This is a genomic window from Nonomuraea sp. NPDC049141 (assembly GCF_040648415.1).
Classification (GTDB): Bacteria; Actinomycetota; Actinomycetes; order Streptosporangiales; family Streptosporangiaceae; genus Nonomuraea.
Genome location: NZ_JBEZDR010000003.1, coordinates 11,748 through 33,232, shown reverse-complemented (window position 1 = coordinate 33,232; position 21,485 = coordinate 11,748). Strand labels below are relative to the sequence as shown.

Annotated in this window: 16 protein-coding genes and 1 pseudogene; 9 read left to right on the top strand and 8 right to left on the bottom strand. The window is 69.2% G+C overall.

Annotation, left to right across the window (positions count from 1 at the left end; all coding sequences use genetic code 11):
- Nucleotides 1-7: 7 nt before the first annotated feature.
- The 3 genes from AB0B91_RS08755 to recO form a co-directional block, all read right to left on the bottom strand.
- The gene (locus AB0B91_RS08755) at nt 8-3,508 is read right to left on the bottom strand and encodes a S8 family serine peptidase (protein WP_358317589.1); all 3,501 of its coding nucleotides are present in this window, start codon (nt 3,506-3,508) and stop codon (nt 8-10) included.
- A 150-nt stretch (nt 3,509-3,658) separates the two neighbouring features.
- Entirely contained in the window at nt 3,659-4,486 is an 828-nt protein-coding gene (locus AB0B91_RS08750; RefSeq protein WP_358317587.1) for an isoprenyl transferase, read from the bottom strand.
- On the bottom strand, nt 4,429-5,163 hold the full coding sequence (recO, locus tag AB0B91_RS08745) for a DNA repair protein RecO (RefSeq protein ID WP_358317585.1): 735 nt from the start codon (nt 5,161-5,163) through the stop codon (nt 4,429-4,431). Before recO ends, AB0B91_RS08750 begins: the two co-directional genes overlap by 58 nt.
- A 153-nt stretch (nt 5,164-5,316) precedes the next feature.
- Between recO and AB0B91_RS08740 the strand changes: the two genes are divergently transcribed.
- Both AB0B91_RS08740 and AB0B91_RS08735 read left to right on the top strand, forming a co-directional pair.
- A complete protein-coding gene (locus tag AB0B91_RS08740; protein WP_358317583.1) occupies nt 5,317-6,825 on the top strand; it encodes a CDP-alcohol phosphatidyltransferase family protein in 1,509 nt (502 codons plus the stop codon).
- Complete coding sequence (locus AB0B91_RS08735; RefSeq protein ID WP_358317581.1) at nt 6,822-7,544, top strand: DUF5941 domain-containing protein; 723 nt, start codon at nt 6,822-6,824, stop codon at nt 7,542-7,544. Before AB0B91_RS08740 ends, AB0B91_RS08735 begins: the two co-directional genes overlap by 4 nt.
- A 134-nt stretch (nt 7,545-7,678) precedes the next feature.
- Here the strand turns inward: AB0B91_RS08735 and AB0B91_RS08730 are convergent, their stop codons facing one another.
- Nucleotides 7,679-7,912 (bottom strand): helix-turn-helix transcriptional regulator, encoded by a 234-nt coding sequence (locus AB0B91_RS08730; RefSeq protein ID WP_358317579.1) that lies wholly within the window; start codon nt 7,910-7,912, stop codon nt 7,679-7,681.
- Nucleotides 7,912-8,610, bottom strand: coding sequence for a DUF2975 domain-containing protein (locus tag AB0B91_RS08725; RefSeq protein WP_358317577.1), 699 nt, complete (start codon nt 8,608-8,610; stop codon nt 7,912-7,914). The genes AB0B91_RS08730 and AB0B91_RS08725 overlap by 1 nt, the downstream gene beginning before the upstream one ends.
- A gap of 499 nt (nt 8,611-9,109) precedes the next feature.
- Here AB0B91_RS08725 and AB0B91_RS08720 point away from each other — a divergent pair, with 499 nt between their 5' ends.
- The 3 genes from AB0B91_RS08720 to AB0B91_RS08710 all read left to right on the top strand — a co-directional run bounded on the left by AB0B91_RS08720 (nt 9,110) and on the right by AB0B91_RS08710 (nt 12,828).
- Nucleotides 9,110-10,447 (top strand): hypothetical protein, encoded by a 1,338-nt coding sequence (locus AB0B91_RS08720; RefSeq protein WP_358317575.1) that lies wholly within the window; start codon nt 9,110-9,112, stop codon nt 10,445-10,447.
- Nucleotides 10,444-11,244 carry a hypothetical protein gene (locus AB0B91_RS08715; RefSeq protein WP_358317573.1) on the top strand — a complete coding sequence of 267 codons (801 nt, stop codon included), beginning with the start codon at nt 10,444-10,446 and terminating at the stop codon, nt 11,242-11,244. The genes AB0B91_RS08720 and AB0B91_RS08715 overlap by 4 nt, the downstream gene beginning before the upstream one ends.
- Before the next feature lie 183 nt (nt 11,245-11,427).
- Nucleotides 11,428-12,828, top strand: a complete 1,401-nt coding sequence (locus AB0B91_RS08710; protein ID WP_358317571.1) for a glycoside hydrolase family 16 protein — start codon at nt 11,428-11,430, stop codon at nt 12,826-12,828.
- A gap of 9 nt (nt 12,829-12,837) precedes the next feature.
- Here the strand turns inward: AB0B91_RS08710 and AB0B91_RS08705 are convergent, their stop codons facing one another.
- The gene (locus AB0B91_RS08705) at nt 12,838-14,034 is read right to left on the bottom strand and encodes a hypothetical protein (protein WP_358317569.1); all 1,197 of its coding nucleotides are present in this window, start codon (nt 14,032-14,034) and stop codon (nt 12,838-12,840) included.
- Nucleotides 14,035-14,096: 62 nt separating this feature from the next.
- Between AB0B91_RS08705 and AB0B91_RS08700 the strand changes: the two genes are divergently transcribed.
- The gene (locus AB0B91_RS08700; RefSeq protein WP_358317567.1) at nt 14,097-15,053 is read left to right on the top strand and encodes a 2-oxoglutarate and iron-dependent oxygenase domain-containing protein; all 957 of its coding nucleotides are present in this window, start codon (nt 14,097-14,099) and stop codon (nt 15,051-15,053) included.
- A 141-nt stretch (nt 15,054-15,194) separates the two neighbouring features.
- On the opposite strand, the gene AB0B91_RS08695 is transcribed toward AB0B91_RS08700, so the two are convergent.
- Together AB0B91_RS08695 and AB0B91_RS08690 are read right to left on the bottom strand one after the other, a co-directional pair.
- Nucleotides 15,195-15,815 (bottom strand): hypothetical protein, encoded by a 621-nt coding sequence (locus AB0B91_RS08695; protein ID WP_358317565.1) that lies wholly within the window; start codon nt 15,813-15,815, stop codon nt 15,195-15,197.
- A 380-nt stretch (nt 15,816-16,195) separates the two neighbouring features.
- The gene (locus AB0B91_RS08690; protein WP_358317563.1) at nt 16,196-18,547 is read right to left on the bottom strand and encodes a GH1 family beta-glucosidase; all 2,352 of its coding nucleotides are present in this window, start codon (nt 18,545-18,547) and stop codon (nt 16,196-16,198) included.
- Nucleotides 18,548-18,638: 91 nt separating this feature from the next.
- Here AB0B91_RS08690 and AB0B91_RS08685 point away from each other — a divergent pair.
- The 3 genes and pseudogenes from AB0B91_RS08685 to rocD all read left to right on the top strand — a co-directional run.
- A pseudogene (locus tag AB0B91_RS08685) lies at nt 18,639-19,073 on the top strand (Lrp/AsnC family transcriptional regulator); the annotation flags it as partial.
- A gap of 76 nt (nt 19,074-19,149) precedes the next feature.
- Nucleotides 19,150-20,100 (top strand): dimethylargininase, encoded by a 951-nt coding sequence (gene ddaH / locus AB0B91_RS08680; protein WP_358317561.1) that lies wholly within the window; start codon nt 19,150-19,152, stop codon nt 20,098-20,100.
- A 1-nt stretch (nt 20,101) separates the two neighbouring features.
- Complete coding sequence (rocD, locus tag AB0B91_RS08675) at nt 20,102-21,310, top strand: ornithine--oxo-acid transaminase (RefSeq protein ID WP_358317559.1); 1,209 nt, start codon at nt 20,102-20,104, stop codon at nt 21,308-21,310.
- Nucleotides 21,311-21,485 lie beyond the last annotated feature (175 nt).

The window sequence follows — 21,485 nt, the reverse complement described above, 5'->3', positions numbered from 1 at the left end:
GGTCATTTCACGAGGCCTTGTCGGGCCGCTCCGAGATGCGGATGGCGTTGACGATCGTCTTGCCCTCCCGCGTCGCGAAGCGGACGTTGAGCTGGCCGTCGGTGACCTTCACCGTGTACTGCCTGCTGACGGCCGTGTACGTGCCCGCCTCCAGCGCCAGGTCGAGCGCCGGGATCGCGAGCTGCCCCTCGACGAGCACGTCGAAGACCCGGCGGCCGATCTGCGTCGACTTCACGTCGGCGAAGTCCAGCTCGACGGTGTACGTCCCGGCCGGCACGTTGTCGAAGCGGTACTCCAGCATCCCTTCGCGTGCCGTCTTGAACAGCGACTGGTCGTCGGTGCCCTTGATGGTCTTGGACGAGGTGCTCGTACTGGTCGAGGTGGCGATGTATCCGTAGCCGCCCGCGGTGTACTTCTTGTCGGGCGTCCAGGCGTCACCGGCGGTGTCGGTCACGGCCTTGGTGCCGCCGGCCTCCACGGCCACCTGAAGCTTGGGCACCACGACCGTCACCGCGATCTCGATGACCGGCTGCCGCCCGCTGGCCGACTTCACGATCAGCTTGCCCGAGCGGAGCGCGCCCGGCTGGACGCCGGCGCTGGACACGGTGACCTTCAGGGTCACCGCCTGCCCCTTGGCGAGGTCGCCCGCCGTCGGCGTGACACCGATCCAGCCCTGCGCCGGATCGGTGGTGACGGTGTACGCCGTGGGTGAGCCGAGGTTGGTCAGCTGCATCGTGCGGGTCCTGGTGGCGTTCGTGGGCAGCACCACGGTCAGCTCGCTCACCGAGGGGCTGACCCGGCCGGTGATCAACGCGGTGTCGATCCTGGTGACCGTCGTCGGGGCGATCGTCACGGCCTTCGTGAACGTGCCGTAATGCTCCTTCGACACCTGCACCTCGTAGTCGCCGGCCAGGACCTGCCCGTAGAACGTGCCGTCCTCGCCGGTGGTGTAGGTGGCCACGTCGCCCACCTTCACCGTCGCGCCCGCCAGCGGCTTGCCGTCGTTGGCGTCGGTGACGGTGCCCGTCACCAGGCCGTGCCTGCTCGCGATGAACGTCAGGCTCTGCCCGTTGGCCAGCGCGACCTCCTCGAAGGAGTACTGGAACGCGTCGGTGCCCGTCGCGTTCTCGACGCCGACCGTCGCGCTGGTGCCCTTGTCGCGCTCGCTCTCGATGTCCTTGTAGCGGTAGCTCATCGTCCCGTCCTCGCCCAGCAGGGCCGCGAACGAGACGCGCTGGTCGGTGGCCGAGTAGAACTTCACGTTGCGCCACTCGACCACGAACTGGCGGTGCGGCGCCGTACCCGTGACACCGGTGTAGATACCGCTGTCGGCGTCCACCACCAGGTCGTCCCAGTACGGGTAGACGGCGTTGTTCGGCGTGCCCGCGCTGGGCAGCCGGCCGTTGCTGCCGGTGACGATCTTGTCGGTGGCGAAGCTGGCGAACCCGTTGGTGCTGATCCACGCGCTGCTCTGCCCCGCGCCGTAGAACGGGACCGGGAACGGCAGCGTCACCTGCTGCGCCTCGTCGTCGCCCGTGAGCGCGAGCTTGTTGGTGCCCGCGACGTACGGCTCGGCGGCGCTCCGGCAGGTGTAGCCGAAGTTGTCGCCACGCAACGGCAGCTCGATGTCCTTGGTCACGTCCCCGGCCACCGTGACGGACGCCGTGGCGCCGCTGGAGCAGCGGGAGACTGGGGTGAGCTTGAGGTCGTAGGTGCCGTTCGGCAGTGAGAACCGGTAGCGGCCCGCGGCGTCGGTGACCGCGCTGACGGGCGTGCCGACGGCCTCGATCTTGGCGCCCGGCTCCGGCGTGCCCGCCGTGGTGACCGTGCCGGTCACCACGCCCGCGGCCCGCAGGGTCATCGCCACGTCGGCCGTGGTGCTCTGGTCGGCCGTGATCGTCGCCGTCGCGGTGCCCTTGTCGTAGCCGAACTTCTCCGCGCCGATCTGGTAGTCGCCCGGCAGCAGGCGCGGGATGGCGTACGTCCCGTCCGTCCCGGTGACCACCGTACGGCTCAGCGGCCCGGACAAGGTGACCGTGGCACCGGACACCGGGCTGCCGCCGGCGGTGACCGTACCCTTGAGCTCGCCCAGACCCTCGCGCGGCGCGGCCTGCACCGCGGCGAAGGCGTCCAGGCGGCCCTCGCCCCAGACGTTGTTGTCGGCGGCGGTGCCGCCGCAACTGGTGTCGTTGACGTCGATCGCGGTGCTGTCGAGCAGCGGCCGGGTGGCGGCCACGTCACCCTGCAGCCCCGGCGAGGCCGACCAGATCAGCGCCACCGTGGCCGCCAGGTGCGGCGAGGCCATCGAGGTGCCCGTGTAGCTGTCGTAGCCGTTGCCGGGCACCGACGAACGGACGTTCACGGCGGGGGCGGCGAGGTTCGGCTTGATCTCACCGTTCTCGCCCTCGCCCTTGCTGGAGCGGGCGTACAGGACGTTGTTGATGTCGAAGCCGCCCGCGCTGTAGCTGATCGCGTACTGGCCGGGCGACCCGCTGGTACGGCAGGCGGGCCCCTCGTTGCCGTTGGCGAAGGCCGGGAAGATGCCGGCGGCGATCCACGCCTCGACGGTCTCCTTGTACCAGGGGTCGAAGCCGACGCCGCCCCAGGAGTTGTTGACGATGTCGGGGGCCAGGTCGGGGCGCGGGTTGGCGCCGTTCAGGTCGGTCGGGGCGAGCATCCACTGGCCGGCGGCGAGCAGCGAGGCGTCGGTGCAGGTGTTGACCTCGCAGCCCTTGGCGGCGATCCACTTGGCGCCCGGCGCGACCCCGATGCCGCTGGCGCCGACCATGGTGCCCATGACGTGCGTGCCGTGCCCGAGGTTGTCACAGGGCGCCGCGCTCGGGCAGATGTGCGCGGGGTCGAACCAGTTGTAGTTGTGGTCGACGGAGCCGTCCGGGCTCCTGCCACGGTAGGCCGCGGCCAGCTCGGGGTGGTCGAACTGGGCGCCGCTGTCGATGGTGCCGACCACGATGCCTTCGCCGCGGTCGGCTAACTCGTTCCAGACGCGCGGGGCGTTGACGCGGTCGATGTTCCACTCGACGGCGTTGACCTTCGCCTCGGCCTTACCGGGGTCCGGCTTCGGCAGCGACACGGTACGCACCGGGTCGATGCGGTCCACGTCCGCCAGGGTGGCGATCTCGGCCGCCAGCTTGGCGTCGGCGGTCACTCTGACGGCGTTGACGATCCAGTACGGGGTGTAGTCGGCCTGGTGGGACTCCAGGAGCTTACGCAGGGCCGCCTGCGAGGTGTCGGCCTTGGCGGTCTTGGCCTCGAAAACCTGCTCGGCCTTGTCGTCCTTGGTCGCGGCCCGGCGGGCACCGCTGAGGTCGGCGGTGCCCTTCATGCGTACCCAGAAGGTGGCCTTTCCGTCCGCGGCCAGGTCGGCCTGGACGGATTTGTTGATCTTGCCCGGGTCGGGCGCGGCTTGGGCCACGCCCTGAGGGAGGATGAGGGTGACAACGGCGGCGACCGCGATCAAAATCGCACGCCAATGGGGGGTGGACGGCACACGCTCTCCTTCACGCCATGGGAGTAGAGCTGATCTTTACGCCTATGGGCAGAAGACTGAAGAGAACGTGTCAGCTTTGCAAGGGTCTGACCACAACAAGACATGACAAGTCATGAAATGTAATCTCGACGACTCACGGTCGGAGGTGCTCTAGACCTGGTTCGGCAGCGCCCCGCCGTAGCGCCTGTCGCGCTTGGCGTAGATCTCGCACGCCTCCCAGAGGTCGCGGCGATCGAAGTCCGGCCAGAGCCGGTCGAGGAACACCATCTCGGCGTACGCCGACTGCCACAGCAGGAAGTTGGAGAAGCGCTGCTCCCCCGACGACCGCACGAACAGGTCGACCTCCGGGATCTCCGGCTCGTCGAGATAGCGGGCGAACACCTTCTCGTTGACCTTCGACGGCTTGACCCGGCCCGATGCGATGTCGTCCGCCAGCCGCAGCGCGGCCTCGACGATCTCCGCCTGGCCGCCGTAGTTGACGCAGAACTGCAACGTCAGCTTGCGGTTGCGCTCGGTCAGCTCCTCGGCGCTCTGCAGCTCGGAGATCACGCTCTTCCAGAGACGGCCCGGCTTGCCCGCCCAGCGCACCCGTACGCCCATCGCATGCAACTCGTCGCGACGGCGGCGGATGACGTCGCGGTTGAAGCCCATGAGGAAGCGGACCTCGTCGGGCGAGCGCTTCCAGTTCTCCGTGGAGAAGGCGTACGCGGACAGGTAGGGAACGCCCAGCTCCAGCGCGCCCTCGATAACGTCGAACAACGACGCCTCGCCCGCCTTGTGCCCCTCGGTACGGGGCAGCCCCCGCGACTTGGCCCAGCGGCCGTTGCCGTCCATGACGATGGCCACATGCCTGGGCACCAGGTCACGCGGGATCGGCGGCGGAACCGCGCCGGACGGATGCGGGGTCGGCGGTCGAACGTTCACACAGGCTCCCTCTCTACGTGTCGGAGAGAGCGTATTCCGTGTTCGAGATGCCATTGCAGATATGCGGCGACCAGGCCGCTGCACTCGCCGCGATGCCGCGCCTGCGACGCGTCGGCCGCCGCCCAGTCGCCGCGCAGCAGCGCGGTCATGAGCCCGATCGTCTCCCCCGCGGGCACCACCGATCCGGACGGCTTGCACGCCCCGCACACCACGCCACCGGCCACGATGGCGAACGCCCTGATCGCCGGGGCCTGGCACCTGGCGCACGCGTCCAGCGCGGGGGCGTAGCCGGCGACCGCCAGCGAGCGCAGGAAGTAGGCGTCGAGCACCAGCCTGGCCTCGTGCTCGCCGTCGGCCAGTGTGCGCAGCCCGCCCACCAGCAGCAGGAACTGCCGCAGCGCCGGCTCCTTCTCGCCGTGCGTCAGCCGGTCGGCGGTCTCCAGCATCGCCGTGCCCGCGGTGTAGCGCGGGTAGTCGATCGCCAGGGCCTCGCCGTAGGGTCTGATGGTCTCCGCCTGCGTGACGACGTCGAGTGTGCGGCCGGTGTGAAGTTGCAGGTCGACGTGGGTGAACGGCTCCAGCCTGGCCCCGAAGCGCGAAGTGGTGCGGCGCACGCCCTTCGCGACCGCCCGGACCTTGCCGGTGCGCTTGGCCAGGATGGTGACGATGCGGTCGGCCTCGCCGAGCTTCTGCGTACGCAGAACGACGCCCTCGTCACGATAGAGACTCACCCACCCATCCTATGGCGCACCAAGGTCATGCTCGGGTGGAGCGGGCTTTGCGCACCTCGGATGGAGCGACTTTGCGGAACCCTCACTAGACTTTGACGTCCGTCCCCGCTCTACCCGTTGTTCAACCCCCCGCAACCGCCTCGAAAGGGAGTCATGACCCGCGTGGTCCTGCTGGGCTCTTCGCCCGGCCCTGACACCGCTCCGACCGGCCTGAGGCTGGCCGCGCTGCCTGGCAATCCCACCGTGGCCGAACGGCTGCGCAGCCAGATCCTCTCCCTGGATCCGCAGCCGGCCATGATCGAGCCCGGCGACCTGGCCGGCGCTCTGCGCGCGCTGGCCGATGTCGCCGAGTCCGCAACGGAGAACCTGTTCCTGATCCCGGACAACTCGATCGTCCACGACGAGCTGATCTACCAGATCACCAAGGCCAAGCGCGGTGCGCTGGCCCTCGTCGCCAAGGAGCCGCGTCCGGACACCATCGATCAGGCGCAGGAGGAACTCGTCCCGATCGACGAGGCGGAGCCGGAGATCGGGCTCAACACCCTCGAAGGGCTGCCCGTCCGCGCGCGCGCCGGGAAGTCCCGCGTCATCTCCGTCGGCACCGCCAACCACGCGGTGACCAGACCCAACACGGCACTGCTCGGCCCCCTGCACGTGAGCGCCAGGAACGCTCCCCTGCTGGCCGAGACCTGCCGTGAGCTCGCCGACATGGCCGACGCGTTCGGCGCCGACGACGACCTGATCCAGCTGATCGTCTTCGGCCTGGTCCGCAACGGCATGTCGGTCGGCATCCGCGGCCGCCGCGACCTGTTCTACCGCCGGGTCACCACCCAGGAGGAGACCAACGAGGCCGGCATCGAGATGTCCGGCATCGACGAGGACCGGGCCCGGCTCGACAACGCGGTCAAGGGCGCGGACGGTTTCTTCACCACCTACTTCGTCTCCACCTACTCCCGCTTCATCGCCCGCTGGGCCGCCCGGCGGGGCCTGACGCCCAACCAGGTCACGCTCATCTCGATCGCGCTCGGCGTGCTGGCCGCGGCCTGCTTCGCCACCGGCGATCGGCCGTGGATGGTGGCGGGCGGGGTGCTGATCTACTTCGCCTTCGTCTTCGACTGCGTCGACGGCCAGGTCGCCCGCTACGCCCGTAAGTTCGGCGTGCTCGGCGCGTGGCTTGACGCCACCTTCGACCGGTTCAAGGAGTACGTCGTCTTCGCCGGCCTCGCCGTCGGCTGGGTCGTGTCGGGCAACAGCGACGACATCTGGATCCTCGCACTGGCGGCGCTCGGCCTGCAGTCCACCCGCCACCTGCTCGACTTCTCCTTCGGCATCTCCAACCGCCGCAAGCCGCCCGCCCAGCTGCCCACGCTTCCCCTGAACGCCCCTGACGACCGCGCCCTGCGCAAGGCGCTGGAGCGTCGTAAGGTGGAGCGCAGCCAGGGCATCCGCGGCGTACTCAAGATGTGGAGCCGCGCCGGGCGGTTCAAAGCGGTGCACTGGGCGCGTAAGATGATCGTCTTCCCCATCGGCGAGCGGTTCGCGGCCATCGCGATCACCGCCGCCCTCTTCGACGCCCGCATCACCTTCCTCACGCTGGTGATCTGGGGCTCCGTCGCCGCCGCCTACACCCTCACCGGACGCCTCATGAGGTCGCTCGCATGATCACCGCACCACTGGCCGCAGGCACTCCCACGCCGGATCCCGACGAGGAACGCCGCCGCATCCAGACCGCCCGCCTACTCGCCTACCGCGACGACGGCCCCCTCGTCCACGCGCTGGCCGGCCGCATCGGCAAGGGCATCCCACCGGTGCCGGCCACGCTCATCGCCCTGCTGGCGGTCGTGGCCGTCACGGTCTCCGGGGTGCTGAAGTCTGGTGGCCCGATCCTGCTCGTGCCGCCGCTGCTCGTGCTCCTGCTGGTGCTGCCGACCGCGCCCCGCGACCACCTGGGCCGCCTCGACTGGCTCACCCCGCCACTGCTGCGCGGCGCCGAGTTCCTCACGATCATCGCGGTGGGGCTGGCGGCCGACGTGCCGAAGTGGCTGCTGTTCGTGCTCGTGTACGTGGTGGGTTATCACACGTACGACACCGTCTACCGGACGCGGCAGAGCATCTGGCCGCCCGCCTGGGTCTTCCACGCGGGGCTCGGCTGGGAGCTGCGGCTGCTGATCATCGGCGTGGGCGCCGCGCTGGGCTGGCTGACGCCGGTGCTGGCGGTGCTGACGGCCTACCTGTTCGTGCTGTTCGCGGTGGAGAGCGTGACCAGCTGGGTCCGCCTCGACAAGGCCTCCGCCCAGGCGGGCGCCGACGCCGAACAGGACCTGGAGGCGTCTCCCGAAGACGCTCTGGAGCAGGCCACCGGAGAAGCCGAAAAGGGCTGACTTCCTTTGCTTGTCGCACCACCCCCGTGACGGCTCAACTGCCGTCCGGGGGTGGTTTTTCATTTCTTGGTCGATCGCATCGCAAGCTGTTGCTCCTGGCCCCTGACGGGAGCAACAGCTCCTCCGTCATCCCGCTAGGAGCGGGGCCTGAAGGACAGCAGGTCGCCGGGCTGGCAGTCGAGGACCTCGCAGATCTTGCTCAGCGTGGAGAACCGGATCGCCTTGGCGCGGTTGTTCTTGAGGATCGACAGGTTCACGTTGGTGATCCCCACCCTGTCGGCCAGCTCGACGAGCGTCATGCCGCGCGCTTCGAGCAACTGGTCCAGATGCACCTCGACGGCGTGCTCGGGGTTTTCGGCGGGCGGCATCAGACTGTTCCTTCGAGTTCCTCGCGCATGTGCGCACCGGCGCGGACGACCTTCGACATCACCACGAGCCCGAGCCCGGCAACCAGGTACGCCCACGGGAACACCCAGCCGAACAGGGCCATGTCCCACACGCTTTTGACGGAGCTGTCCACCATCGACACGGCCAGGCTGGTCTCAACGATGGTCGTGTAGAGCGATGCCGCGAGCGTACTCACACCGAGGAACGCACCGAGGAACACCAGTCTGCGGACGATCCCCTCATCGAAACCGTTCTCCCGTCGCGCGTCTCTGATCAGCCGCTCGAGCAGGAAGAGCGCGATGAGCAGCATGAGGGGGGTGGCGAAGCGCGAGCTCTGATACAGCAGCTGGGTGCCGAGGCTGGAGTCGTCCTGGCAGATCTGAGGCGGCGGGTTCTGGAACTCGACCCCCTTCTTCACGGGGTACGGGTCGTCGTGGACGGTGCTCGTGAACGCGGCCTTCCGGCGTTGGGGATCCTCTAGAAAGTTGCCCTTTACGGCGGGTATGCCCGGCGCCGACACGCACACCAAGCTCTGGGCGCCGCGGGAACCGAAGGAGTTCTCTCCGCCGGTCAAGGCAGCGCCCCCGACCGTGTAGATCATCATTCCCGCGAACAGGACCAGGAGGACGCGGACGGTGATCGCCGTCCATTTCAGTGGGGTGGATCTGTTGAGAGGCATAGCACTGCTCCACATCGTTCATCGATATTATCGTTTGTCGATGGTATCGAAAAGCGATACGGAGTCAAGCGAGTACCCCGAACTGGGCCCATCGCCCCGATGACAGATCACGAGCAGCAAGCCATCGATTCGGCGACGTTGGCGGCGGGCCACCGATGCGCCAGCGAGCCATCGGCGTGACGGCGGGCCTCAGAGTGACGGCTTGCCTCGGCGTGACGGCGGGCCACCGATGCACCAGCGAGGCCTTAGGGCTTTTCTTCCTGTACGGCACGCATGGGGAACCCGCCACCCGCCGACCATGGCGGGGGGCCTCCAGGAGGACGGCCTCTGACCGGTACGGGGTCGGCCGCCGATACGGCGTGCTTGTTGGTCGGACGTCGCCTTGGCTGGTTGGGTGGGGGGTTGGCGTGGCTGGAGCCGCTTTGGGTGGGGACTGAGCGATTAGGGTGGGGGGTCAGGGCACTCTAGTCGGATAGCGGTTCTGTGCCGGGAGACGCGGATGGCGTTCTTGTCGCGGCTGTTCAAGTGGGGGGCGGGCGATCCGCCGGCCGAGCGGGAGGAAGCGCGTCGGCAGGGGATGCGGGATGCCCGGGAGCATCCGCTTGGGGAATTCACGGATCCGGAGTTCCAGCCTTCGTATGTGACCGAGGTACGGGCTCGGGCGCGTGAGAGCATCACCGAGGTTGATCGGCGGCTGGCGGCCACCAGGACCGTGCTGCTTGAGCGGGCGGTGGGGGCTCGGGAGACGATCCTGCGCGAGCTCGGGCGGGCCGATCTGCGGCCGGTCGCCGAGCGCGCCAACGGTCACACGCCCGGTCACACGCCCGGCGCCAAGGGTGCCGGTCCGGCGGATGATCCTGGCGCTGCCGCTTCGGCCGGCGGCGAGGATGCCTTCATCTCCATCGCGGAGGCCAGGCGGCGGCGGGCCGAGGCGCGGCGTAAGGCCGTGGTGCAGGAGGCCGGTGACACGGTTCATCGGGCCAGGGCGCAGATCGAGCGACTCACGCAGGAGTGGGAGAGCGCGCTGATCGAACGCAACCATGCGGTGGAGACCGTACATGCCAAAGCCGAGCAGCTCATCGCGGCTTATCGGGGTGGGGTGATGCGGGCTCATCCGCGCAAGGAGGAGATCCCGTCGCTGTGGAAGGGCGAGGTCATCGCGATGGACTCCTCGGGGGACAGCGCGACCGCGGTCTCCGGGCGGGAGGAGATCGGGCGGATCATGGAGGAGGTCGAGGCGCGGATCGAAGTGTGGCACGCCGAGGTCGTCGCACCTCGGGCACTGCCCGGCGAGGCACGGCGCGCACTCCCCTGGGACGCGGCCCCAGAGGCCGACCTCGTTTTCGACACCGACTTAGAGTCCGACGCCGACCTTGAATCGGATGCCGGCCTCAATCCAGATGCCGACACCGGCCCCGGCTCGGGCTCGGGCTCCAGCTCCGGCCCCGGCTCGGGCTCGGGCTCGGGCTCGGGCTCGGGTGCCGACCCGGACTCCGATGCGGACGCCTACCTGGGCTTCGACGCCGGTCCCGCCCCAGGCCGGGGCTCAGACCTGTCCTCCGACACCGCACCGGATCCAGGCCACCGCCCCGCTCCCACCCCGCGCACCAACACGGCTCCCGCCCCTGGTCCGGGCCTTGTTGCCGAAGCCGGGCCTGATTGGGAGGCCACCGACGATCACGGGATCGGCCGTGATCGCGAGGCTGGACCGGACCAGATGGCCGGACCCGACCGTGGGGCTCGACCCAACCGGATGGCCGGACCCAACCGCGAGGCCGGGCCCAACCGCGAGGCCGGGCCCGAGCGTGATGACACCGGGGCTGGAGGAAGGCGATGACGGACGGAGGTGGCGGCGAGGCCGGGTCTCGGGGGGAGGCTCTGACGCGGACGCCCGCGCGTCCGGTCGCCAGGCCAAGGGGGCGCAGGGTGCGGCGCGGGGTGGCGGCCGTGGGGGTCGTGGTGCTGGTGGGCGCGGGGGTCAGTGGGTGCGGAACCGAGGCGAAGGCCGTGTGCGGAGTGGTCGTCGACTCCACGAGCTATGCCGACCCGGCGACCTCCCGCAGTGACGTCACCTCCAAGCTGCCCCCCTTCGCCCAGGGCTGCGACTGGATCGCGTTCGCCGCCGTGACCGGGAGCTCCGAGAGCAGTGCGTGCCGCCAGGACCCGGTGTCCATCGCGGCCACCAAGGCCGAGAACCCCAACGCGAACCCCGTCGTCGAGGACCGCATCCGGACCCATCGCATCACCGAGGTGCTCCCCCGGGCGGTCGCGCTGTTCGACTGCCCGACCGAGGGCGAGGGGTCGGACGTGCTGGGTGCGTTCCGGTACCTGGTCAAGCAGATGAGCGCCCAGCGGCAGCCGGACAAGGCGCATCAGATCATCGTGTTCAGCGATCTCATCAACAACCGGGGCGAGCTGAACATCAACAAGCTGGACCTGAGCGAGGCCGCCCGCGCGCAGAAGGCCAAGCAGTTGCGGGCGTCGCAGCTGATGCCGGACCTGGCCGGCTACGGGGTGGTCGTGCACGGGTTCCTGCGGGAGAAGACGGCGAGCCCCGACCGGTTCCCGCTGCTGGAGGACTTCTGGAAGGAGACGTTCGAGGCGGCGGGGGCGAGCCCGGTCGACCTGCTGTAGTACGCGACCGCGCAGCGCCACAAGACACCGGAGCCCGAGAGCGCTCTCTCCAGGCGGGCATGGGCCTTTTCGCCAAGCCGTCAAGCCTGTGGTGCCGTTTGTTGACACGGCATTACACCTGTGTTTACGTCTCGTGAGAGAGCGCTCTCTGCAACAGCCTCCGCATCCCCCCAGGAGCAAGGAATGGCACCACAAAACCCGAGTCGCAGGCGCTTGGCGGCGGTGGCCGTGGCGCTGGCGGTGCTCGCCGCCCTCCTCGTGCACGTGGCCGTGAGCGCTTCCGCGGCCGTGCCCCCAACCCCTTCCGGCTGGTCACTGGTCTGGTCGGACGACTTCAACGGCACCTCGGGCGCGCCGCCCTCGTCGGCGAACTGGATCGTGGACACCGGGCACGGCTACCCGGGCGGCCCGGGCAACTGGGGCACCGGTGAGATCCAGAACTACACGGCCGCGTCCTCGAACCTCGGTCTCGACGGCGCCGGGAACCTGCGGATCACGCCGCAGCGCAGCAGCTCCGGAGAATGGACGTCGGCGCGCGTCGAGACCACACGGGCCGACTTCAAGCCGGCCGACGGGCGGGTGCTGCGCATCGAGGGCCGCATCCAGATGCCGAACGTGACGGGTCAGCCCGCCCTCGGCTACTGGCCGGCGTTCTGGGCGCTCGGCTCGCCGTACCGGGGCAACTACTGGAACTGGCCGGGCATCGGCGAGTTCGACATCATGGAGAACGTCAACGGCATCAACTCCGTCTGGGGCGTACTCCACTGCGGCGTGAACCCCGGCGGCCCGTGCAACGAGACCACCGGCCTGGGCGCCAGCCGCGCCTGCCCCGGCTCGACGTGCCAGGAAGCCTTCCACACGTACCGCTTCGAATGGGACCGCAGCGTGAGTCCCAACCAGTTGCGCTGGTACGTGGACGGCCAGCAGTTCCACAGCGTGAGCCAGAGCCAGCTCGACGCCGGGACCTGGGCCAACATGACCGGGCACGCCGGCTACTTCCTGCTGCTCAACGTGGCCATGGGCGGGGCGTTCCCGGACGCGCTGGCCGGCAGCACGACGCCGACCGCGGCCACCGTGCCGGGGCGGCCGATGGTCGTCGACTACGTGGCGGTATGGCAGAGCGGCAGCACGGGACCGACGCCGACCGTCACGCCCACCCCGCCCGGTGGGGTCGACGCCCGCTCGACCATTCAGGCCGAGAGCTACCAGGCCCAGTCGGGCACCATCGTCGAGACCACCACGGACACGGGTGGCGGGCAGAACGTCGGCGCCATCGCCAACGGCGACTGGCTCCGCTTCGACGGGGTGAACTTCGGCTCCGAGGCCGCCAGGCAGTTCAAGGCCAGGGTGGCGTCGGGGGCGGCGGGCGGTGTGAGCGGGCTGGTCCAGGTGCGGCTCGACAGTCCCACGGCGACGCCGATCGGCGACTTCGCGCTGGCCAACACGGGAGGCTGGCAGAGCTGGCGGACGGTTCCCGCGAACATCTCCGGGGTGACCGGAACGCACACGGTCTACCTGACGTTCAGCAGCGGCCAACCGGCTGATTTCGTCAACGTCAACTGGTTCACCTTCTCGACCACGTGACCACCCCGGTCAGGCGCCGCGGGTGTCGGCGGCGCGGCGTCTGGCCACGATGCGTTCGGCCCAGCTGGCCGCCTCCGGGTCGTGCAGCCCCTCGACCACGCCGCCCAGGTACGCGGTGCCGAGGCTGTCGAAGCCGCTGTCGAGCTGCCGCGTCCTGCTGGCCAGCCGCCGGTCGACCGCCTGCAGGTACTGGGCGATGCTTTCGGCGTAACCGGCGTCTCGCTGGTAGTCGGCCTGGGCGGCGGCGCAGGCCACGGCCTCGGCGTCACGCTTGGCGCGTAGCTCGCGCAGCCGGCGGTCGTTGGGGTTGTGCATCCTGCGCCCCAGGTCGGCGGCGATCAGCGCGGTGGCGACCAGCAGGGCGAGCAGCAGGATCATGGTGGGCAGGAGGCCGACGCCGGAGGAGGTGGGGCCGATCTCCTGGCCGTCGACGACCAGCGGCCTGACCAGGGCCTCCCGGCGGAGCACGGCCACGGCGACGATCAGGCCGAGCCAGACGAGCGCGACGGCGATCAGCAGCCAGCGCCCCTTGGCGGGGCTGCCGTTCTCCTGCCATGCCCGGAACGTCCTCCCGTACATGTGCGGGGCGACCAGCATGATCAACGCGGCGCCCGCCGCGAGCAGGGCGGTCATCGCCACGCTGTCGCCCCAGTTCAGGATCACCTGGTACAGGATGGGCACCTCGACGATCAGCAGAAGCAGCAGGAGCAGCGCGGCGGGCAGCCAGCGGCGTACGACGGGCCAGCGGCTGCCGGACAGCGCGATAGAGCTCGGGCGGCCGTCGCCGGGGCGCCTGCTCGGCTGTTCCAGCTCCCGGACCCGGCGCTGGCTGTCGTCGAGCGCCTTGCGGATCTCGCCGAACGCGCGCTGCGACTCGGTCAGCTTGATCTTCTGCGCCTCGAACTCGGCGCGAGCCTGCTGGATCTCCCGCTCGGTGAGGTTCTCGATCTGAGCCAGTTCGGCCAGGCGCTCGTCCTCCAGTTCGTGGAAGCGCGGCACGCTGCCGGTTTCGAGGGTGAGCGTGTCGATCTGGCCGTCGGTGGCGTGGGCACGGCCAAGCTCGCGTTCCTCGCGGCGGCGCTGCGCCCAGTCGGGCAGGTGGTAGAGGTCTCCGTCATAGGCGACGGCGGGGGCGATGCGAGTGACCTGTCCTGGTTCGTCGGATTCGTGCCCGTGGTTATGCTCGTGCCGGCGAGTGAAGCGCATACAGCCTCCAGCGCGGTCCTGTCTTTCGATGTTAATCGCCGGATATGCGGAACAATGGCGTGGTGAGTGAATTGCCGGTGATCGACATCTCGCCGCTCCTCTCCGGCTCTCGGGAGACGGCCGCCGTCGCTGAGCGGATCGGCGCCGCCTGCCGGGACAGCGGCTTCTTCTACGTCTCGGGCCACGGGGTCGCGCCCGAGCTCGTCGGCCGCCTCGACGCGGCCGCCAGGAGGTTCTTCGAGCTGCCGGTCGAGGTGAAGAACGAGATCTCGATGGAGCGCGGCGGCCGGGCCTGGCGCGGCTTCTTCCCGGTCGGCGGCGAGCTGACCTCGGGCCGCCCGGACCAGAAGGAAGGCGTCTACTTCGGCGCCGAGGAACCGGCGGGCGACCTCCCGCTGCGCGGCCCGAACCTGTTCCCCGAGCAGGTGCCGGAGCTGCGCGCGGCCGTACTGGAGTATCTCGGCACGATGACCGGCGTCGCCCAGGCGGTGATGTCGGGGATCGCGCTCAGCCTGGATTTGCGCGAGGACTATTTCCGCGCCGGCTATACCGCCGATCCGACCATTCTTTTCCGGATATTTCATTACCCGCCCGCAGAGCCGGACGAGACCGACGCGTGGGGTGTCGGGGAGCATACCGACTACGGCCTGCTCACCCTCCTCCTCCAGGACGGCAACGGCGGCCTCCAGGTCCACACGACGCGCGGCTGGATCGACGCGCCGCCGCTGCCTGGCACGTTCGTGTGCAACATCGGCGACATGCTGGACAAGCTGACCGGGGGCCTCTATCGATCCACTCCGCACCGGGTGCGCAATCTGAGTGGGAATGAGCGCCTCAGCTATCCGTTCTTCTTCGATCCCGGGTGGGACTGCGAGGTGCCGCCGCTTCCGTACACACCGGGCGGGCGGGCGCGCTGGGACGGGCAGGATCTACGGGCGTTCAGCGGCACCTATGGGGACTATCTCCTCGCGAAGGTGTCCAAAGTCTTTCCCCATCTCGCCGAGGCGCTTGGGGAGTAGCAAGCGAGAACCCCGGCACGATGGCCGGGGTTCTCGGGTGCCCGTACCGGCCCCCGACCGCTGGCGCACGCCATTGTGCACCTGCCGGTACAGCCGATCAGACGGCCGGAACACGCATTCTTGGTTCTTCTCCGACCCGGGTCAGGCCACGACCGAGATGACCCTGCCGATCGCCTGGCCGGCGGCGACCACCTTGATGATGGCGTCCAGGAAGACCCCGAAATCGGCGTTGACCCTGGCCTCCCAGCGCCAGGCCCAACGCCGGCTCAGGTCGGCCCAGCCGTCGTGCAGAGCGGGCAGGATCTCGGACTTCCCCCAGTCGTCGTCCCGCGAACCGGGTTCGAAGGTGCCGTGCACCCGCCCGGTGTGCGCGAAGGTGTAGACGTTGGGGTTGGGCTCGAGAAAGTCCCTGATCGCCCAGATGAACGATGTGTCGTAGCTGATCGCGCCGGACACATGGAAATGCCCACTGAAGTTGTACGAGCCGGTGTCGTGCAGGGCCAGGTTGGCCCAGCCGCCCACGGCGACACCATCCCTGAACCCGATCCGCGCATCAAAGGGACCGATGATCGATCCATCGGCCGCCAGCGGCGGTAGCCCGATCCCGGCGGCACTGGCGACACGCTGGCCGAGGCCGCCCGGACCGGGCGACGACGGCATTTCCAGCGAGGCACCGACAGACGCCTGCAGGTTCGGCGCGGAATCGAGGTCATGGAGGAAGGCGGCCAGTTGATTCTGCTCTTCGGTGGTGAATTGCGACATTGGTGGGGCTCCTTTTCCGTCGCGGAATCTCCTGGGCCCATCTTTCGGGAGGGCCGTGTCTTGCCTTCTCAGAATGGGAGAACCGGCGATGGAGAGAAATACCTAACGTTGGGGATTACCGGAAACCGTTTACCGCATTTGTCCGCACGGTTCGTGCCGGCCTGAGCCTGCCCGGCCCGCCGCGGCTCTGGCCGCCCCGAACACCTGCGTTCTCAAGACGCTCAACAGCGGGAACTACGTCACGGCTGTCGGTGCCGGTGGGCGTACGACGGATGTGATCCACACCGATGCGACAAGGATCGGATCATGGGAGAGGTTCGTGATCACTTGCGGGTTCTGAGCCCGGGCAGGCGTCGCTTTCACCGCCCGGGCATGGTGAGCTACGTGGATTCCCGCACCACGAGGCGGGTCGGGACGATGACCGAGGTGGTGTGCCTGCCTTCCAGTCTCGACAGGAGCAGCCTGGCCAGGGCCATGGCCTGGTCGGCGACCGGGGCCTGGACCGTGGTGAGGGACGGGGTGGTGCAGGAGGCGGCGTCTATGTCGTCGAAGCCGGCGATCGCCAGATCGTCCGGCACCCGGCGGCCCGCCTCACGCGCCGCCCGCAGCGCGCCGATCGCCAGGTGGTCGGTGGTGGCGAAGATCGCGTCCAGGCGCGGGTTGTCCGCGAGGAGCTGCCGGGCCGCCGCCGCGCCCGCGTGCATCGTGAGGTTCGCGGTGGCGATCAACGGGTGGCGGCCGGCGCGTTCGAGGGCGGCCCGGTGACCTGTCAGGCGGTCCTGGGTCGCGACGAGGTCCAGAGGGCCGCAGATGATGCCCAGGTGGCGGCGGCCGGCCGACAGGAGGTGGTCGGTCACCGCCGCCGCGCCGCCCGAATTGTCGACGTCCACGTAGGGGACGAGGGAGGCGATGGCGGGCTTGCCCAGCAGGACTGTGGGCAGGCCGGTGCGGATCAGCCGTTCGGTCAGCGTGTCCGTCCTGTCCGTGGACGGCGGAAGGAGGATCACGGCGTCCACCAGGCGGGCCTCGGCGTGCTGGACGATGCGGCGGTGGCTCTCCGCCGTGTCGGCGACCATGAGCGTGATCCGCTTGCCCGCCCCTTCCAGGACACTGGTGACGTACTGGACGACGGCCGCCGTCAGGGCCTCGCCGCCCGGTCTGGGGACGGACAGGACGAGTGCGATCGAGTCCGTACGCCGGGTGACCAGGCTACGGGCCGCCGCGTTGGGGACGTAGCCCAGCTCCTGGACGGCCCGCATCACGGCCGTGCGGACCTCCGAGCTGACGGCAGCCTCTCCGTTGACCACCCGGGACACCGTGGCCCTGGAGACCCCGGCACGGGCGGCCACGGTCTCCAGCGTGGGCCGTTTCGGGCGGCTCTCGCCCAGGCCGTTGCGCTTGATGACGTCGCGGTACCAGTATGCGCTGTCCTTCGGCCGCCGCCGCTGGGTGGCGAAGTCCACGTGGTAGAGGCCGAACTTGCGCTGATAACCGTCGGCCCATTCCATGCAGTCGAGCAGCGACCAGAGCAGATATCCGCTGACCCGCGCGCCCTCCTCGATGGAGACCCGGAGGGCTCGCAGGTGTTCCTCGATGAAATTGATTCTGTCGACGTCGTGAATCCCGTCCCCGGTGATCACGTCCACGAAGTCGGCGCCATTCTCGGTGATCATGAGCTGGGTTTCGGGATATTCGCGGGAAAGGCGGCGGAGAAGCAGCGGGAGGGCGTTCGGGACAATGGGCCAGCCCATGGCCGTCACCGCCGTGGGCACCGTGCAGAAGAGGATTCCGGCGCTTCCCGGATACGCCGGATCGGCCGGTTGACTGGGCTGGGCCTGCACCACGGTCGGCGCGTAGTAATTGACGCCGATCAGGTCGATGGGCCGGGAGATGTCGGCCAGGTCGCCTTCGTGGATATGGTCGAGGCCGGCGGTGCGCTCGACGAGCGGGAGCAGATCGGCGGGATACGCGCCACGCAGCACCGGCTCCAGGAACTGCCGGTGTATCAGCGTGTCGATCCTGGCCACCGCCTCGGTGTCCTCCTCAGGCAGCTCCATCGACAGGTCGCCGACCTGGCCGGGTGTCATGACGGGCGAGAAGTTGAGGATCAGGCCCACCTTCGAGGCGCCCGCGGCGCGCAGCTCGCCGGTCGCCAGTCCGTGGGCGAGCAGCAGGTGGTGCGCGCTTCTGAAGGCGTCGGCCGGCGAGCTGCGGCCCGGCGCGTGAATGCCGGAGCCGTAACCGAGAAAGGCCGACACCCACGGCTCGTTGACCGTGAACCAGGTGTCGACGCGGTCACCCAGCCGGTCGTGCACGGCCCGCGCGTAGTCGGCGAAATGGCCGGCCGTGTCGCGGACGGCCCAGCCGCCCTTGTCCTCCAGCGCCTGCGGCAGATCCCAGTGGTAAAGCGTCGCGTAAGGCGTTATGCCCGCGCCGAGCAGCTCGTCGACGAGCTGCTCGTAGAAATCGAGTCCGGCGGCGTTGACCCGTCCCGAGCCGCCGGGAACCACCCTCGGCCAGCTGACCGAGAAACGGTAGGCGGTCACGCCCAGGTCTTTCAGCAGGCCGACGTCTTCGGCATATCGATGATAATGATCGCAGGCGGTCTGCGAATCCAGAAAGGTGTCCCAGATGGACGGGCCGCGGCCGTCGGCCACGTTCGCGCCCTCAATTTGGTAGGCGGACGTCGAGACTCCCCAGACGAAATTCTCGGGAAAAGCTGCTCTGCTCACGGGTCCAGCATCCTCCGGTCAAAGATCGAACGCTCAGTCTCCCCTGGCGTGCTCGTCGCGCGCCAGCCTGGCCAGGCTGTATACAGGGCGCGTGGAACTGGACCGGCTGGATCGTGACATCATCGCGGCGCTCGTCGACGACGCCCGCCAGACCTATGCGGAGATCGGGCACCGGGTCGGGCTGAGCGCGTCGGCCGTGAAACGCCGGGTCGACCGGCTGCGCGAGGCCGGTGCGATCACCGGGTTCAGCGCCCGGGTGGCGCCGCAGGCGCTCGGCTGGACCACCGAGGCGTACGTCGAGCTGTTCTGCCAGGGCAAGACGAAGCCCTCGGACATCGCGCTGGCCGTGGCCAAGTGCCCGGAGGTCGTCGCGGCGGCCACGATCACCGGTGAGGCCGACGCGCTGGTGCACATCCGGGCCACCGATGTGCGCCATGTGGAGCGGGTGATCGAGCGACTTGCCGCGGAGGCGTTCGTGGTGCGGACCAAGAGCTCGATCGTGCTGTCCCGGCTCGTCGACCTGCCGCCGGGAGCCGTGCCCGACGCGCCTCTCCCCGGCCGCGCCGAGCCCGGATCTGACCCGTTCGCGGGTCCCGTACCGGATGAGCGCAACAGAACGCAGGTCGTCGGCTGAAAGTCGCAACAGACCCGCGCGTACATGCAATGTCAACCCCTTGGCCTGCGCAAACATAAATTCTTATGCTGTCTTCGTCCCCTTCGGGGACACTCCCCCGACGACCCCGACGGAGACCTGCATGCCCAAGCACTTCCTCATGTGCCGCCCGGAATACTTCACGGTCGAGTACGCGATCAACCCGTGGATGCATCCCGAGACCGGCACCGACCGCGATCTCGCGATCCGGCAGTGGGAGGGCCTCAGATCGGTTTACCAGAGCCTCGGGCACCAGGTCAGCCTCATCGATCCCGTCGAGGGACTGCCTGACATGGTGTTCGCCGCGAACGGCGCCCTGGTCGTCGGCGGGCGGGTCTACGGCGCCAGGTTCGCCTACCCGCAGCGCGCCGCCGAGGGCCCGGCCTACCTGCGCTGGTTCACCGAGAACGGTTTCCCGGTCAAGGAGCCGTCCCACGTCAACGAGGGCGAGGGCGACTTCCTCACGCTCGACGACGTCATCCTGGCCGGCACCGGCTTCCGTACGAACCTGTCGGCGCACCAGGAGGCGCAGGAGTTCACCGGTCGCCCGGTGATCTCGCTGACGCTGGTGGACCCGCGTTTCTACCACCTCGACACGGCGCTGTTCCCGATCGACGGCCGCAACGTCGCCTACTACCCGGCCGCCTTCTCCGAGGGCAGCCGCGCGGTGCTGGCCCGGCTGTTCCCGGACGCCGTGCTGGCGACCGACGCCGACGCCGAGGTGCTCGGGCTGAACGCGGTCAGCGACGGCACCCACGTGGTGATCAACGCCGAGGCGGGCGACCTCCAACTGGAGCTCAAGCGGCGCGGCTACGAGCCGATTCCCGTCGACCTGTCGGAGTTGCGCAAGGCAGGTGGCGGCCCCAAGTGCTGCACACTGGAGATCCGGGGGGAGAACTGAGATGAGCACCACCACCGACCTGATCGAAGTGAGTGAGCGCCGCAGCGCGCACAACTACCACCCGCTGCCTGTGGTGATCCACGAGGCCCACGGCGCGTGGGTGACCGACGTCGAGGGCAAGCGATACCTCGACTGCCTGGCCGGCTACTCCTCGCTCAACTTCGGGCACGGCAACCCGAAGATCATCGAGGCGGCGCAGGAGCAGCTCAAGAACCTGACGCTGACCAGCCGTGCGTTCTACCACGACCAGTTCGCCACGTTCTGCGCCGGGCTCGGCGACCTCACCGGCAAGGACATGATCCTGCCGATGAACACCGGCGCCGAGGCCGTCGAGACCGCCATCAAGGTGGCTCGCAAGTGGGGCTACGAGGTCAAGGGCGTCCAGCCGGAGCAGGCCAACATCATCGTGATGGAGGACAACTTCCACGGCCGGACGACCACGATCGTCAGCTTCTCCACCGACCCCGACGCCCGCGAGGGTTTCGGCCCCTACACGCCGGGCTTCCGGATCGTGAAGTACGGCTCGGTCGAGGCGATCAGGGAGGCCGTCGACGCCAACACGGTGGCGGTGCTGTTCGAGCCCATCCAGGGCGAGGCCGGGGTGCTGGTGCCACCGGACGGCTACCTCACGCAGGTGCGAGAGCTGTGCACCGCCGAGGGGATCCTGATGATCGCCGACGAGATCCAGTCGGGTCTCGGGCGCACCGGCAAGACGTTCGCCTGCGACCACGAGGGCGTCGTACCCGACATGTACGTCCTGGGCAAGGCCCTCGGCGGCGGCGTCGTACCGGTCTCGGCGATCGCCGCGAACGAGGACGTGCTCGGCGTGATCAAGCCGGGCCAGCACGGCTCCACCTTCGGCGGCAACCCGCTGGCCTGCGCGGTCGGCAACGCGGTGATCGAGATCCTGAACACCGGCGAGTACCAGTCCAGGGCCGCCGAGCTCGGCGAGGTGCTGCACGCGCGGCTGCGCGAGCTGATCGGCCACGGCGTGATCACGGTGCGCGGGCGCGGGCTGTGGGCGGGCGTGGACATCGACCCGTCGCTGGCGACCGGGCGCGAGGTGTCGAAGGGGCTGATGGCCCGCGGCGTGCTGGCCAAGGACACCCACGGCTCCACGATCCGGCTGGCGCCGCCGATCGTGATCTCCGAGGAGGATCTCCTCTGGGCGGTCGACCAGCTCGCCGACACCATCGCCTCCTTCCGCTAGAGACGCGGTACAACCGGCCGCTTCCCGTACGGCCCGCGCAACGGATCCGCATCCGTGGCGCGGGCCGTACTTGATCGCCCCGAAAGGCACGTCCACTTCGTCCTGGATATGTATGATCCCTTGCCAAGATCAGCGACTCTTGGCGGGCCGGCTCCGCCTATCCATAGAAGAGGGC